Annotated in this window: 14 protein-coding genes; 9 read left to right on the top strand and 5 right to left on the bottom strand. The window is 68.8% G+C overall.

Going from position 1 to position 14867, the window contains the following annotated elements; translation table 11 throughout:
* Positions 1–42: 42 nt before the first annotated feature.
* The 3 genes from AC1DYK_RS19280 to AC1DYK_RS19270 form a co-directional block, all read right to left on the bottom strand.
* Complete coding sequence (locus AC1DYK_RS19280; protein WP_478167763.1) at positions 43–1053, bottom strand: PDR/VanB family oxidoreductase; 1011 nt, start codon at positions 1051–1053, stop codon at positions 43–45.
* 145 nt (positions 1054–1198) lie between these two features.
* Positions 1199–1960 carry a GntR family transcriptional regulator gene (locus tag AC1DYK_RS19275; protein WP_478167762.1) on the bottom strand — a complete coding sequence of 254 codons (762 nt, stop codon included), beginning with the start codon at positions 1958–1960 and terminating at the stop codon, positions 1199–1201.
* Positions 1957–3060 (bottom strand): aromatic ring-hydroxylating dioxygenase subunit alpha, encoded by a 1104-nt coding sequence (locus AC1DYK_RS19270; RefSeq protein ID WP_478167761.1) that lies wholly within the window; start codon positions 3058–3060, stop codon positions 1957–1959. The genes AC1DYK_RS19275 and AC1DYK_RS19270 overlap by 4 nt, the downstream gene beginning before the upstream one ends.
* A gap of 146 nt (positions 3061–3206) precedes the next feature.
* Here AC1DYK_RS19270 and AC1DYK_RS19265 point away from each other — a divergent pair, with 146 nt between their 5' ends.
* The 4 genes from AC1DYK_RS19265 (at position 3207) to AC1DYK_RS19250 (ending at position 7283) form a co-directional block, all read left to right on the top strand.
* Positions 3207–4322: a 5-methyltetrahydropteroyltriglutamate--homocysteine S-methyltransferase gene (locus tag AC1DYK_RS19265; RefSeq protein WP_478167760.1), complete on the top strand. Its 1116-nt coding sequence runs from the start codon at positions 3207–3209 to the stop codon at positions 4320–4322.
* A 160-nt stretch (positions 4323–4482) separates the two neighbouring features.
* The gene (locus tag AC1DYK_RS19260; protein ID WP_478167759.1) at positions 4483–5151 is read left to right on the top strand and encodes a glutathione S-transferase family protein; all 669 of its coding nucleotides are present in this window, start codon (positions 4483–4485) and stop codon (positions 5149–5151) included.
* A complete protein-coding gene (locus AC1DYK_RS19255) occupies positions 5148–6530 on the top strand; it encodes a phospholipase D-like domain-containing protein (RefSeq protein ID WP_478167758.1) in 1383 nt (460 codons plus the stop codon). Before AC1DYK_RS19260 ends, AC1DYK_RS19255 begins: the two co-directional genes overlap by 4 nt.
* A gap of 75 nt (positions 6531–6605) precedes the next feature.
* Positions 6606–7283 (top strand): dienelactone hydrolase family protein, encoded by a 678-nt coding sequence (locus AC1DYK_RS19250; protein WP_478167948.1) that lies wholly within the window; start codon positions 6606–6608, stop codon positions 7281–7283.
* 45 nt (positions 7284–7328) lie between these two features.
* Here the strand turns inward: AC1DYK_RS19250 and AC1DYK_RS19245 are convergent, their stop codons facing one another.
* Positions 7329–8405 carry an ROK family protein gene (locus AC1DYK_RS19245; RefSeq protein ID WP_478167757.1) on the bottom strand — a complete coding sequence of 359 codons (1077 nt, stop codon included), beginning with the start codon at positions 8403–8405 and terminating at the stop codon, positions 7329–7331.
* Between the two features lie 22 nt (positions 8406–8427).
* Positions 8428–9288 (bottom strand): alpha/beta fold hydrolase, encoded by an 861-nt coding sequence (locus AC1DYK_RS19240; RefSeq protein ID WP_478167756.1) that lies wholly within the window; start codon positions 9286–9288, stop codon positions 8428–8430.
* A 25-nt stretch (positions 9289–9313) separates the two neighbouring features.
* Between AC1DYK_RS19240 and AC1DYK_RS19235 the strand changes: the two genes are divergently transcribed.
* The 5 genes from AC1DYK_RS19235 to AC1DYK_RS19215 all read left to right on the top strand — a co-directional run bounded on the left by AC1DYK_RS19235 (position 9314) and on the right by AC1DYK_RS19215 (position 14785).
* On the top strand, positions 9314–10852 hold the full coding sequence (locus AC1DYK_RS19235; RefSeq protein WP_478167755.1) for an ABC transporter permease/substrate-binding protein: 1539 nt from the start codon (positions 9314–9316) through the stop codon (positions 10850–10852).
* A gap of 28 nt (positions 10853–10880) precedes the next feature.
* A complete protein-coding gene (gene denD, locus AC1DYK_RS19230; protein WP_478167754.1) occupies positions 10881–11900 on the top strand; it encodes a D-erythronate dehydrogenase in 1020 nt (339 codons plus the stop codon).
* Between the two features lie 57 nt (positions 11901–11957).
* Positions 11958–12929: a TRAP transporter substrate-binding protein gene (locus AC1DYK_RS19225; protein WP_478094620.1), complete on the top strand. Its 972-nt coding sequence runs from the start codon at positions 11958–11960 to the stop codon at positions 12927–12929.
* Between the two features lie 87 nt (positions 12930–13016).
* Positions 13017–13511, top strand: a complete 495-nt coding sequence (locus AC1DYK_RS19220; RefSeq protein ID WP_478167753.1) for a TRAP transporter small permease — start codon at positions 13017–13019, stop codon at positions 13509–13511.
* Positions 13508–14785 carry a TRAP transporter large permease gene (locus tag AC1DYK_RS19215; RefSeq protein WP_478167752.1) on the top strand — a complete coding sequence of 426 codons (1278 nt, stop codon included), beginning with the start codon at positions 13508–13510 and terminating at the stop codon, positions 14783–14785. Before AC1DYK_RS19220 ends, AC1DYK_RS19215 begins: the two co-directional genes overlap by 4 nt.
* Positions 14786–14867: the final 82 nt, after the last annotated feature.

Below are 14867 nucleotides of genomic sequence, written 5' to 3'. Positions count from 1 at the left end.
ATCAAATCGAATGCGCGATGATCGCGCAGACAGTCCGGCGCCTCACGGAGGGTCGGGCCGCCAGGCGGAGTCGAGCGTGATCGTGCCGACCGCGCGCGAGACGCAGGCGCAGATGCGGCGACCCGATGCCTTCTCGTGCTCGCTCAGGAACACGTCCCGATGGTCGATCTCGCCGTCGACCGCGAGCACGTCCATCGCGCACAGGCCGCATTCGCCGCGCCGGCAGTCCCACAGGGTCTGGACGCCGGCGCCCTCGAGCGCTTCGAGCAGGGTGCTGCCGACGGGAACGGTCAGCACCAGGTCGTGGCGCGGAATGCGCACCTCGAAGGCCTGCGTCGCGAGCCGGCCGCTGCTGCCGAAAGTCTCGAAACGCAGGTCGGCCTGCGGCCGGCCGGCGGCGGCCCAGGCGCGCTTGACGGCTTCGAGCATCGGCACCGGACCGCAGGTGTAGAGCTGGCCGCCCGCGGGCAGCGCGGCGATCTCGGCGGCGAAATCGATGGGCGTGCTGCCGGTGTAGGCCTGCACGCTCGCGCTCGGGTGCGGCTCCAGCGCCAGCCGCAAATCAGACAGGTAGGCCAGCTCCTGCTCGCTGCGCGCGCCGTAGAGCATGCGCACCGGCACCCCGCTGCGCTCGGCCAGCGCACCCAGGCGCTGCGCCATGTGGACCAGCGGCGTGATGCCGATGCCGCCCGCCACCAGCAGGTAGCCGGGCGCCGTCAGGTCGAGGCCGAAATGGCTCTGGGGCTCGCTCACCAGCAGCCGGTCGCCGACGGCCAGCCGCCACATCGCGAGCGAACCGCCGCGGCCGTCGTCGAGCCGCTTGACCGCGATCCGCCAGCCACGCCCGTCGGGGGCGCCGACCACCGAATAGGAGCGGTTCTGCATGCGCCCCGAACCGGGCTCTCCGACCAGCACCTGCACCTGCAGGTGGGCGCCAGGTTCATGCCCGTCGACGATGCCCGACTCGGGCCTGATCTCGAACTCGCGCACGGTCGCGCTGACGTCGCGCAGCGAGGTGATGCGCGCGGGCATCCAGTGGATATCGCTTTTCATCTTAGATTTCCAGCACGCGCGTCGCGTGAACTGCGACGCGTGAAACCGTCACGCCCCAAGTCCAGGGATACCGCGGATCTGGCTTTGCCAGGCGGCTGGTATCGCCCCCTTGGGGGGGCGGCGCCGCAGGCGCTTCGGGGGTGGTTCATGCTCTCCTCCGGATCAGCTGCACGCCGGGCAGCGGATGGTTCTGGGCGCCATGCAGGGCTTCGCGCAGGTTGCGCTGCGCGATGCGGCTGTGCTCGCGCATCAGCGCCTCGGCGCGCGAGCCTTCGCGGTTCTCGATCGCATCGAGCACCTGGCCGTGCTGGTCCTGCGCGATCAGGAGCATGTCCCGCGCCGCGGGCGAGTTGGCCTGCACCACGACGAAGCCCGAAGGCGAGGCGAAGGGCAGATTGATCACACGCTCCATCTGCTTGGCGATCAGCGCACTGCCCGACATCTCGGACAGCAGCCGATGGAATTCCTCGTTGAAGGCCACGTAGCGCGAGAAGGCGGTGTCGTCGAGCGCCGGATCGCGCAGCAGTTCGTCGATGCGCCGCAGGCAGGCCCTGGCCTCGCGCAGCACCACCGGCGGTGCGCCGCGCTCGGCGGCCAGCCGCGCCGACAGGCCTTCGAGCGTGCCGCGCAGTTCGATGGCGTCGGCCACGTCGCGTTCCGAGAAGGTGCGCACCGCATAGCCGCCGTTGGGAAGGGCTTCGAGCAGCCCTTCCTGTTCGAGCCGCATCAGCGCGCTGCGCACCGGCGTGCGCGAGACGCCCAGCAATTCCGACACTGCCACTTCGGCGATCCGCGCGCCGCCCGGCAACTCGCCGGCCAGGATCATCTCGCGCAGCCGCAACTGGGCCTTGACCGCCTGGGAGCCGCCGGCTTCGCCCGGCTCGCCGGCCACGGGCAGCGCACTCATCGGGCGAGCTCCGCGGGCTGGATCGGAATCGTCGGCGCCCGCGGCTTCTCGCGCGCCACCATCTGGTCGATCAGCCGCCGCGCCCACATCGAGCCGGCGTCGATGTTGAGGTTGTAGAAGCTGTAGTCGGGCCGGTCGTCGATCGCGCGCTGCTGGGCTTCGAGCACCAGCTCGTCCTCGCGGAAGATGCCCGACACGCCCTCGCGCAACTGGTGCGTGAGCCGTTGTTCGCCGATGCAGTAGTTGCGCGCGAAGGCCCAGAAGTAGAGGCAGGTCTTGTCGGTCTCGGGCGTGATGGTGTTGAGCACGAAGCCGTTGACGCCTTTGCTGCGGTCGCCCGGCGCACCATCGCGCGGCACGGCGCCGCTGCCCGCCTCGGCCACGCCGACATCGATGTTGACGGTGCAGGGCCCTTCGAAGCGAATGATCTGCCAGCGGTCGACCTTGCCCCGGTAGCCGTGCGCATGGTGGATCTGACCGGCCCAGAACGGTGGCGGGTCGATGTTCTCCATCCAGCGCGTGACGGTGGCCGAACGGTCGCCATGGGTGGCGACGAAAGGCGCCTCGGCCACCTCGCGGTTGCCGATCGACGAGCCATGCACGAAGGTCTCGTGGGTCAGGTCCATGAGGTTGTCGACCACCAGCCGGTAGTCGCAGGCGACGCGGATCATCTTGCCGTCGCCGGCCCACTCGGGGTCGTCGTTCCAGTGCATGTCGGGCACCAGCGCCGGGTCGACCTTGGCCGGGTCACCGGGCCAGACCCAGACGAATCGGTGCTTCTCGACCACCGGATAGGCGCGCACGCAGGCCGAGGGATTGAGCGTTTCCTGGCTCGGCATGAAGGTGCAGCGGCCCTGGCTGTTGTAGACCAGGCCGTGGTAGCCGCACACCACCTCGTCGCCCTCCAGCCGCCCGAGCGACAGCGGCATCAGGCGGTGCCAGCAGGCGTCCTCCAGGGCCGCGACCTGGCCGTCGGTGCGCCGGTAGAGCACCAGCTTCTGGTTGCAGATCGTGCGCGCCAGCAATGCGTGCGAGACCTCGACGTCATAGGCGGCGGCGTACCAGGCGTTGAGCGGAAAAGGGCTGTCTGAGGCTTTCATGGGATACGCAATGTATACATTGATGAGCCAAAGTCCATGCTTTTTGGCAAAATTCAGGGTAAATACCGATCTTTCTGTATCCAGCGAAGGGGTTCACTGTCCGGATACGATCGACCGTTCTTTTCCAGATTCGACGGAGCCCACCCATGTCCCAGCACGCCGCCCTGCCTGCCCGCTACGACCACGTCGGCAGCTTCCTGCGCCCCCGGTACCTGCTCGAAGCGCGCGAGCAGAAGGCCAAGGGCGAGATCACGCCCGAACAGCTTCGCAAGGTCGAAGACAAGGCGATCACCGAGATCGTCAAATTCCAGGAAGACATCGGCCTCAAGAGCATCACCGACGGCGAGTTCCGCCGCACCTATTTCCACATCGACTTTCTGGAGCAACTGGGCGGCGTGAAGACCGACATCCCGGTCACGATCCGCAAGCCCGACGGCACCGAGGAACTGGCGCCGCCCGTGATGCGCGTGATCGACAAGGTCGTTCATGCCAAGAACATCCAGCTCGCGGACTTCGAATACCTCAAGAGCCAGGTGTCGGCGGGCAACACGCCCAAGGTCACGATCCCCTCGCCCACCATGCTGCACTTCCGCGGCGGCCGCGCCGGCATCAGCCGCGAGGCCTACCCCGAGCTCGACCCGGTGTTCTACGACGACGTCGCCAGGGCCTACGGCGACGAATTGCGCTCGCTGGCCGCGGCCGGCTGCACCTACGTGCAGATGGACGACACCAACCTCGCCTACCTGTGCGACGAGAAGATGCGCGAGGCCGCCCGCCAGCGCGGCGACGACCCCAACGAGCTGCCGCACCGCTATGCCGCCTTCATCAACAAGGTGGTGGCGCAGAAGCCCGAAGGCATGCTCCTCGCCATGCACCTGTGCCGCGGCAATTTCAAGAGCACCCACGCGGCGGCCGGCAACTACGAGCCGGTGGCCGAGGCGCTGCTCAAGGAGATGGACCTCGATGCCTACTTCCTCGAGTACGACGACGCCCGCTCGGGCGACTTCCGGCCGCTGCGCTTCCTGCCCAAGGGCAAGACCGTGGTGCTGGGCCTGGTGACCACCAAGTTCGGCGAAATGGAGGACAAGGACGAGCTCAAGGCCCGCATCGAAGCCGCCGCCAAGTACGTCTCGCTCGACCAGCTCGCGCTGTCGCCGCAGTGCGGCTTTTCCAGCACGGTGCATGGCAACAACATCGCGGTCGAGGCGCAGCGCGCCAAGCTGCGGCTGGTGGTCGAGACGGCCCAGGAAGTCTGGGGGTAAAAGCTCGCCCCCAGGTCGGGCTCACTTCGTGTAGCCCTCCCACCCCCTGCCGGGGGCAACACCAGCGGCCTGGCAAAGCCAGTTCCGCGGTGTTTCACGAAAGGGCCTCGCTTCACTGGCCGGTTTGAATTGGGGTCGGGGTGAAGTAGGCTCTGTGTCCATGAAGCTCTTCACCGGTCCCCTCAGCATGTTCGGCGCCAAGGCGCAGATCGCGGCGCTCGAGAAGGGCGTCGCCCTCGACTGCGTCATGGTGCCTTTCGACCGCGACGACCACTACCTGCCCAAGCACCCCGAGGTGCTTCGGGTCAATCCCAAGCGGCAGGTGCCGGTGCTGATCGACGGCGAGGTCGAGCTGTTCGACTCGACGCAGATCTTCGAGTACCTGGAGGACCGCGTGCCGGAGCCGGCGCTGTGGCCTCGCGAAGTCGCGGCCCGGGCGCGCGCCCGCCAGCTCGAACTGATGTCGGACGAGGTCTTCTTTCCTCATGTGATCAGGCTCTTCGGGCTGCAGCAGGAGATGCAGAGTCCGGCAGCGCTCGCGGCCTGCGCCGGCTGCACGGCGTTCTACGCCGAGCTCGAAGTCTTGCTGGCCGGGCGTGACTACCTGGCCGGCGGCTACTCCTTCGCCGACATCGCCTTCTACATGGCGCAGGTGTTCGCCGAACGCAAGGGCGCTCCCATGACCGGGGCCACGCCCCGGCTGCTCGCCTGGCGCGAGCGCGTGGGCGCGCGCGGCCCGGTGCGCGAAGTGGTCGGACCCATGATGCAGTTCCTGGCATCGCAGGGGCGTCCGGTGCCGCCCTACCTGCAGGCGCTTCTCCGCACGTGAACCGCATCGACGACCTGCTCGACTGGCTGCCCTCGCCATCGCAGCACCTGCTGGTGGTGACCTTCGCGCTGCTGGTCTATGTGCTCACCACCCGCGCGCGGCGCGAGCAGCGCGCGCCCACCACCGCCATCGCGTGGGTCATGGGTCTCGCGCTGCTTCCCTATGTGATCCTGCCGATGTACCTGGTGTTCGGCCAGCGCAAGCTGCGGCCCGTGGGCACGCCGCGGCCGCCGCGTTCGGCGCCGGCGGGCCACTGGGCGGCCGACCTGGTCGAGAGTTTCGGCCTCGCCGCGCCCAGCCGCTGCGACGTGCGACTTCATTCCGACGGCGCCGCCGCGCGCGATGCGCTGTTCGAGGTGATCGAGGGCGCGCGGCATTCCGTCGACGTCTCGACGTTCATCATCGGCGACGACGCGCTCGGGCACGAGGTGATCAACCGGCTCTCGCGCCGAGCGCGCGGGGGCATCAAGGTGCGGGTGCTGCTCGACGGCTTCGGCGCGCTGTCGCTGCCGCGCTCGCACTTCGATTCGTTGCGCGATGCAGGCGCCGAGGTGGCGGTGTTCCGCCCGATCTTCAGCCTGCGCCGCAGCGGCCCGCGCAACCTGCGCAATCACCGCAAGCTCACGATCGCGGACGACGGCTGGCTCTGGTCCGGCGGCAGGAACCTCGCGGGCGAGTACTTCGTCGGCAACGATGCCCATCCGGTGGCCTGGCGCGACCTGTCCTTCGACCTCCGGGGCGACGTGGCGACCGCGGCGGCACGCCAGTTCGACCACGACTGGACCTCGGTGCGCGGCCGCACGTCGCGCATCATCGCCGCCGACACGGGACCACGCAGCGACGGCAGCCCGGCGCAGTTCCTGCCCAGCGGACCCGACCAGACCGAGGACACGGCCCAGGCACTGCTGATCGACGCCTGCTTCCGCGCCGAGCATCGCCTGCTCGCGGTCACGCCCTACTTCGTGCCCGGCGACGGCCTGCGCGATGCGCTGCGGCTGGCGGCCCGGCGCGGCGTGCAGGTGACGATCGCGATTCCGGCGCACTCGAACCATCGCCTGGCCGACTTCGTGCGCGCCCGCACCATGCGCGACCTGGCGCGCGCCGGCGTGCTCTTCAGGATGCTGCCCTTCATGGCCCATGCCAAGGCGGTGGTGATGGACGACGACCTGGCGCTGTGCGGCTCGATCAATCTCGACCTGCGCAGCCTGTTGCTCAACCACGAGGCGGCGGTGGTGTTCTACGGCCGCGGCGAGATCGACTGGCTGGCGCAATGGATCGAGACCACCGCCTCGGCCGGCGAGACCTACCGGGCACGCACGCCGGGGCTGCTGCGCGACGTCGCCGAGGGGCTGCTGCTCACGATCGCCTTCCAGCTTTGAGCGATGCACGCGAACATGCCCCATGTCCGATACTCCCTGTCTTGACCCCAACATCAGGAGAGACTCATGGGAACCATGATCGAATTCAAGCGCCCGGATGGCGGCGCGGTGCGAGGTTATCTGGCCGAGGCCGAGAAGGCCTTCGGGTCGGTGGTCGTGATCCAGGAGTGGTGGGGATTGAACGACCAGATCCTCGGTGTGGCCCAGCGATTCGCGCAAGCCGGCTTCACCGCGCTGGTGCCCGATCTCTATCGCGGAAAGAAGACCGTCGAGGCCGAGGAAGCCCACCATCTGATGAGCGGGCTGAACTTCGCCGACGCGGCCTCGCAGGACGTGCGCGGCGCGCTGCAGTATCTGAAGGCGCGCGGCGGCAAGGTGGGCGTCACCGGCTACTGCATGGGCGGCGCGCTGACCCTGCTGGCCTCGTCGATGGCGTCCGAGGCCGATGCCGGTGTGATCTGGTATGGCTACCCGCCGCTGGAGTATGTCGATGCCTCGAAGATCACCGTGCCGCTGATGGCGCATTGGGCCACGCAGGACGCGGCGTTCGCCATTGCGGGTGTCGATGCCCTCGAAGAGAAGCTGAGCGCGGCGGGCGTGCGCTATGAAGGGCATCGCTACCAGGCCCATCACGCCTTCGCCAACGAAACCGCGCAAGGCCCGGGCCGGATCCCCATCACGCAATACGACGCCGTCTGGGCCCAGCTCGCCTGGGACCGCACGCTGCGCTTCTTCGGCCGGGAACTCGGCTGACGGCGGTCGGTCGCGGCCGCCGATGCGGCGGCCCGATGGACGCGCCTACTTCGGCTTGTTGGTGTAGCTGGCATTGCCCAGCCCGGTGCCGATCGTCAGCACCGCCCAGCGCTTCACGTCCTGCATGAACGGCAATTCGCTCAGGCCCTGCACCACCGCATCGTTGTGCAGCAGCGCCACGGTCGGCGCCCCGGCGATGGCCGGGATCTTCTTGCACAGCTCGCTCGGCAGGTGGAAGCTGTCGCTGTCCCAGTCGCCCGGCAGGTTCTGCGCGCCGCGCGAGATCGAGCCGTCCTTGCGGATCAGGCCCGGGCAGGCGATGCCGATGAAGGGCGCCAGGCGGATGCCCTTCTTCCTGCCGTAGCGGATCTGCGCCTCGAGCATTTCGGCCAGGCGGTCGATCAGCAGCGTGCGGCTCGGTCGCTCGTCGGCGTGGCGCCATTTCTCGCGCCGCATCACCTTGGCTTTCGACAGGTCGGGCGCGCGCTTCCTGCGCAGCTTGACGATCCCGCAGCGCACGTTGGTGCCGCCGATGTCGAGCGCGAGGATGGCGTCGTGGCCCTTCAGCACCGGCGGCGGCACGAGGTGCACCCAGCCGAGCAGCCCGCCGTCGTCCGGCTCGTGGCAGATCCGGGCCAGTTCCACCGACACCTTGAGGTCCTGCAGCATGGCTGCCGCCTGCAGCACGGCGCGCTCGCCCACGTCGCTGCCCGGGAATCCGCCGCCGATCACGATCCGCTCCACACCGGTCCACGACGGCTGGCGCAGAAAGCGTTCGATCACCCAGGCCAGTTCCTGCGCGAACGCCTCGATCGCGCCGTGAAGCACGTCCGAAGCCTCGGACGCCTCGCTCTGGCCGATCGCCTGGTCGAGTTCCCGCTTGCCGAGGTCCTTCGATTGGGCGCCGCCCAGCGGGTCCCTGCCCTTGCGCCGACGGCGCTGGCGCCAGCGCTCCAGCAGTTGCCGGAAGGCGGTCTGGCTGGCCTGGTCGCCGATGAAGCCGTCCTTGTCGCGCAGCTGGAGGCTGTAGCTCTCGACCGTCACGCAGGGCAATTCGCGGGCGCCGTGCGCTTCGGCAAGCGGCGTCGCCTGCGGGTCCTTGGCCATTGCTTTTTTTTTCACTTCTTGCCGGAGGCGATATCGCTCAGTCGGCCGTGGTCTCGAGGATCAGCCGCGCCGTCTCTTCCGGCGCATCCCAATGGGGGTAGTGGCCGCAGCGCTCGAACCAGTGCAGCCGCGCATCGGGGAACAGCTGTTGCGCGCGTGTCGCCTGCCTGGGAGGGCAGACGCGATCGAGGCGGCCCCAGCCGATCACCATCGGCCTGCGCATCCGCCCGAGGGGCGCGCCCTCCAGCGGCGCCCCGCGCATGCAATCCTTCAGCATCGGATCGAAGGACCGGGCCGAGGCATAGCTGCGCATTTCCTCCAGCACCAGAGCCGGCGACAGCTGGTGAGCGCGCGGCGAGAACCGCGCCAGAAACAGCGATCGCGACCACCCATGGGCGGCCATCGACGGCATCGCGAACTTCAGCGTCCGCGCGAGGCGCATCGACATGCGGATCGAGCCCAGGAACGCCAGGCGCTCCCATCCGGCCCAGAAACCGCCCGGGCCGAGCAGGACCACCGTACCCAGCACCTCGCCGCGACGCGCCAGCTCGAGCACCAGCCGCGCGCCCATCGAACTGCCGACGGCATCGGTGCCCAGCAGATCGTGCTCGCGCAGGAATTGCGCCACCGCAGCGGCCAGCGTCTGCACCGAGACTTCGCCCGCCAGCGGCGGGCTCTTGCCGAAACCCGGGAGATCGATCGCCACCACGGCGCGTTCGGCGGCCAGAGGTTGGAGGATGGTTTGCCACGTGTGCCAGCTGCTGCCCAGTCCATGCACCAGCAGCAGAGGCTTTCCTTGACCGTGGCGGACATAGTTGATCAGCATCCGCTCACTATGGCTGGCCTGGGTGCCGGGCAGCATCAGCACGACGCACCATCGGCTGTAGGAGAACGGCATCTTCGCGCGCCGATACACTGGCCCGATGCAATTGCCTCGTCGCAGGTGGCTCGCCGCCCTGGCCTTCCTGGCCCTCTTTTGCGCCGCCCTGGCTTCGACCGCCCAGGAGCAGCCGCTGCGCATCGGCTCCAAGCGCTTCACCGAGTCCTACATCCTGGCCGAGGTGCTGGCCCAGACCGCGGCGCCCCGGACTCCGGTCGCACCGGTGGTGCGGCAGGGGCTCGGCAACACGGCCATCGTCTACGAGGCCCTGCGCTCCGGCGGGATCGACCTCTACGCCGAGTACACCGGCACCATCGCGCTGGAGATCCTCAAGGGCTCGCCATCGATGACGCTCGAAGCCATGAACGCCGCCTTGCGGCCGCTCGGCCTCGGCGTGGCGGTGCCGCTCGGCTTCAACGACGGCTATGCGCTCGCCATGCGCGCCGCCGACGCCGAGCGGCTCGGCGTGCGCACCCTGAGCGACCTGGCCGGCCATCCGGATCTGCGGCTCGGCCTCTCGAACGAGTTCATCGGCCGCGCCGACGGCTGGCAGGGCCTGGCCGCGCGCTACGGCTTCGGCCAGACGCCGACCGGGCTGGACCACGGACTGGCCTACGAGGCGATCGCGGCGAAGCAGATCGACGTCATGGACATCTACACCACCGACGCCAAGATTGACCACCTGGGGCTGCGCGTGCTCGAGGACGACCGGCGCTACTTCCCGCGCTACGACGCGGTGCTGCTGTACCGGCTCGACCTGCCGACGCGGCTGCCCGAAGCCTGGGCCGCCTTGCAAATGCTCGGGGGCCGCATCGACGAGCGCTCGATGATCGCGATGAACGCGCGCGCCGAACTGCAGGGCGTGGCCTTCGACGTCATCGCGCGCGATTTCCTGGCGGCGGGGCAGCCCGGAGCAAAGGCCGCCGCCGCAACCGACGGCGCGGCCCGCGGCTTCATGGCCAAGCTGTTCGGCCCCGACCTGGGCCGGCTCGCTCGCCAGCATCTGCTGCTGGTCGCCATCTCGGTCGGCGTCGCAATCCTGATCGCCGTGCCCCTGGGGATCGCGGTGTTCGCGCACCTGCGCTTGCGCGCCCTCGTGCTGGGCTTGACCGGCCTGCTGCAGACCATCCCATCGCTGGCGCTGCTGGCGATCCTGATCTCGCTGCTCGGCGTGATCGGCACGCTGCCGGCGCTGATCGCGCTGACGCTCTATTCGCTGCTGCCGATCATGCGCAACACCGTGACCGGGCTCACCGAAGTGCCCGCCGGCCTGCGCGAAGCCGGCACGGCACTGGGCCTGACCGGCGGGCAGAACCTGCGCGTGGTGCTGCTGCCGCTGGCGCTGCCCACCCTGCTGGCCGGGGTGCGCACCGCGACCACCATCGCGATCGGCACCGCCACCATCGCCGCCTTCATCGGTGCCGGCGGCTTCGGCGAACGCATCGTGACCGGGCTCGCGCTCAATGACCGCCAGTTGCTGCTCGCCGGCGCGGTGCCGGCCGCGGTGCTGGCGCTGCTGAGCGAGGCGCTGTTCGAAGCCATCGAAGCCTTCATGCGCCGCCGCCGCGGGGGGCCCCCTTAGACTCCCCTTCCCAAGGAGGCTCTCGCACATGCACATCGTCATCACCGGCGGCGCCGGATTCGTCGGCGCCCGGCTGGCCCGCACCCTGCTCGCCGGCGCGCAACGCTCACTCGCCGGAGCCCTCCCCGCATCGATCACGGCGATCACCCTGGTCGACCGCGCAGCGCCGCCGCCCGACCTCGCGGCCGATCCGCGCGTCGCCGCGGTGGTCGGCGACCTCAATGAACTGCTCGCCAGCGCACCCGAGCGCGTGCTGCCGCCGGGCACCGCGCTGGTCTTCCACCTGGCCGCGGCGGTCAGCGGCGAATGCGAAGCCGATTTCGACCTCGGGATGCGCAGCAATTTCGCCGCCACGAATGCCCTGCTCGACGCCTGCCGCCGGCTCGGCACCGTGCCGACACTGGTGTTCTCGAGCTCGCTCGCGGTCTTCGGCGATTCGCCCGAGCAACCGCTGCCCGCGGTGATCACCGACCAGACGCTGCCGACGCCGCAGACAAGCTACGGCATCCAGAAATTCGTCGCCGAGCAGTTGGTGGCGGACTACGCGCGCAAGGGCTTCATCCGCGGCCGCAGCGTCCGGCTCATGACGGTGAGCGTGCGGCCGGGCCGCCCCAACGGCGCCGCCTCCGGCTTCTTCAGCGGCATGATCCGCGAGCCCCTGGCGGGCCTGCCCGCCGCCTGCCCGGTCGCCGACGACACGCCGGTGGCGATCGCCTCGCCGGCGCGCACCATCGAGGGCCTGCTGCGCGCCGCCGAGGCCAGCGATGCCGAATGGGGCCCGCGCACCGCGCTCAACCTGCCCTCGCTCGCCACCACGGTGGGCGAGATGGCGGCGGCGCTGGCGCGCGTGGCCGGCCCGGCCGCCACCGCGCTGCTCGACCGCACGCCCGACCCGTCGATCCGGCGCATCGTGAAGACCTGGCCCGGGCACTTCGAAACCGCGCGCGCCGCTGCGCTCGGCCTGCAGGCCGACGCCAGCTTCGAGACGGTGATCCACGACTACGTCCGTGAAAATCCCGACGCAGTGAAGCTCGCGATTGCGGCATAGTCGCAGGTTGCCTTGCGGGCCTGGGTCCGCACTCTTTTCCACTCAGGAGACACCCCCATGAAATTGAGCCAACTGGCCGCAGGCCTGGTCCTCGGCTTTGGCATCGCGAGCGCGGCCCTTGCGCAGACGACGATGAAGATCAGCATCTCGACCTCGCAGAACTCGCACCAGGGCGTCGCCATCGACACCTTCGCGAAGGAAGTCGCGAAGCGCACCAATGGCCGCTACAAGGTTGAGACCTTCTACAACGGCTCGCTGGGTGGCGAGCGTGAATCCATCGAAGCGGTGCAGCTCGGCACCCAGGAGCTCGCCTTCTCGTCGACCGGCCCGGTGCCGAACTTCGTGCCCGAGACCAAGATCCTCGACGTGCCCTTCCTGTTCCGCGACAAGGCGCATGCGCGCGCGGTGCTCGACGGCCCGATCGGCCAGGACATGCTGGTCAAGTTCGACGCCAAGGGCTTCAAGGCGCTGGGCTGGGGCGAGAACGGCTTCCGCCACATGACCAACAGCAAGCGCGACGTGAAGGCGCCCGAGGACCTCAAGGGCCTGAAGATGCGCACGATGGAGAACCCGGTGCATATCGCGGCCTACAAGGGCTTCGGCATCATCACCACGCCGATGGCCTTCCCCGAGGTGTTCACCGCGCTCCAGCAGGGCACGGTCGACGGCCAGGAGAACCCGCTGCCGGTCATCATCTCGGCCAAGTTCGACCAGGTGCAGAAACACCTCACGCTGACCGGCCACGTCTACTCGCCCTGCATCTTCCTGATGAGCAAGGGCACCTTCGACAAGCTCAGCGCCGCCGACAAGCAGGCCTTCCTCGACGCCGCCAAGGAAGGCATCAAGGCCAACCGGGCCCGCGTCGACGAAGACGATGCCAAGGGCGTGGCCGACCTGCGCGCCAAGGGCATGACCGTCATCGACAACGTCGACAAGGCCAAGTTCGTAGCCGCGCTGGCGCCGGTCAACGCCGACTTCGAGAAGCAGTTCGGCAAGGCCAACCTGGACAAGATCCGCGACGTCAAGTAACCGGCCGCCGCGCGACTCCTCGCGGCCGCACGCGCCCGCACAGCCTGCGCTGGCGGGCGTTTTTTTGTCCGAACCCCTGATGCGCCCATGAAATCCGCCTTCCTCGCACTCGACCGCTGGACCACCGGCCTGGCGATGGCGATCGCCTGCTTCATGCTGGTGGTCGCCTCCGCCCTCGGCGTGTTCCAGATCGTCACCCGCTTCGTGCTCGAACAACCGGCCGAATGGTCCGAGATCCTGATCCGCATCAGCCTGATCTGGATGGTCTTCCTGGGCATCCCGACCGCCTTCCGCCAGGGCGCGATGGTCAGCGTCGACGTGCTCTACCGCTGGAGTCCGCCGAAGGTCCGCCGCGTGCTCGACTGGGTGGTGTGCCTGGCCGCACTGGCCCTGATCGCGGTCATCATCTGGTGGGGCTGGGATTACGCGCAGCGCGGCAGCGTGCAGTCGATGGCCGGCCTCGAATCGGTCTCGATGTTCTGGGCCTACCTGGCGCTGCCGGTGGGCGGGCTGTTCTGCGTGATCGGCATCATCGCCAACCTGATCGACCCGAAGCGCAACGAACTGGAAACCGCTCAATGACCCCCGTGATGATCACGACCATGGTGGTGTGCTTCGCACTCACCATCTCCGTCGCCGTTTCCATCGGCCTGGCCTCGGTGCTCGGCATCCAGGCCTCCAACGCGAACATGCTGATCTCCGTCAAGGAGATGTTCAACGCGATCAACAAGTTTCCGCTCGCCGCCATTCCCTTCTTCATCCTGGCCGGCAACCTGATGGAGACCGGCGGCATCTCGCGCCGCCTGGTCGACTTCGCCAAGAGCCTGGTGGGCGGCGTGCAGGGCGGCCTGCCCATGACCTGCGTGCTGACCTGCATGATCTTCGCCGCGGTGTCGGGCTCCTCGGTGGCGACCACCTTCGCGATCGGCGCGATCCTGATCCCGGCGCTGATCAAGCACGGCTACCCGGTGGGCTACGCCGCCGCGCTGCAGGCCACCAGCGCCGAACTCGGCGTGATCATCCCGCCCTCGATCCCGATGATCCTCTACGGCGTCAGCGCCGAGGTCTCGATCGGCGAGCTGTTCATCGCCGGCTTCGGCCCGGGCATCCTGATCAGCCTGGCCCTGATGGCCTTCGTCTACGTCTACTGCAAGTTCAAGGGACTGGGCAAGAACGACGGCGACGGCCGGCTCGGCGTCGGCACCGCCACCTGGCGCGCCGGCTGGGCGCTGCTGATGCCGGTGATCATCCTCGGCGGCATCTACGGCGGCATCTTCACGCCCACCGAGGCGTCGGCGGTGGCCGTGCTGTACGCGCTGATCGTCGGCACGCTGATCTACCGCGAGATCCGGCCGGCCGAACTCTATGCGGTGCTGCGCAAGTCGGTGGTGTCCTCGTCGGTGATCATGTTCATCATCGCCAACGCCGGGCTGTTCGCCTTCCTGATCACGCGCGCCGGCGTGCCCGACGCCATCGGCCGCTGGCTGCAGGAGGTGCTGCAGTCGCCGGCGATGTTCCTGCTCGGTGTCAATGCCGCCCTGTTCGTGATCGGCATGTTCATCGAGACCAGCGCGGCGATCATCGTGCTGGCGCCGATCCTGGCGCCGGTGGCGATGCACTTCGGCATCGATCCGGTGCACTTCGGGCTGGTCATGGTGGTGAACCTGGCGCTCGGCATGATCACGCCGCCCTTCGGCGTCAATCTGTTCGCGGCCTGCACCGTGGCGCGCATCTCGCTCGACCGCATCGTGCCGTACCTCATCCCGTTCGTGCTGGTGATCCTGGCCTGCCTGATGGTGGTCACCTACGTGCCCGGCATCTCGCTCGGCTTGCGCGACCTGGTCTACTCGAAGTAGCACCCCACCGATGCGGACGGTTTCACGAAGCCGTCACGCAAGAGGCCCATGCTGCGGCGCTCGACCACCGAACGCCGCAGCA

Source organism: Variovorax sp. P2_H12, assembly GCF_056403395.1.
This window is presented reverse-complemented; position numbering and strand designations above follow the sequence as displayed.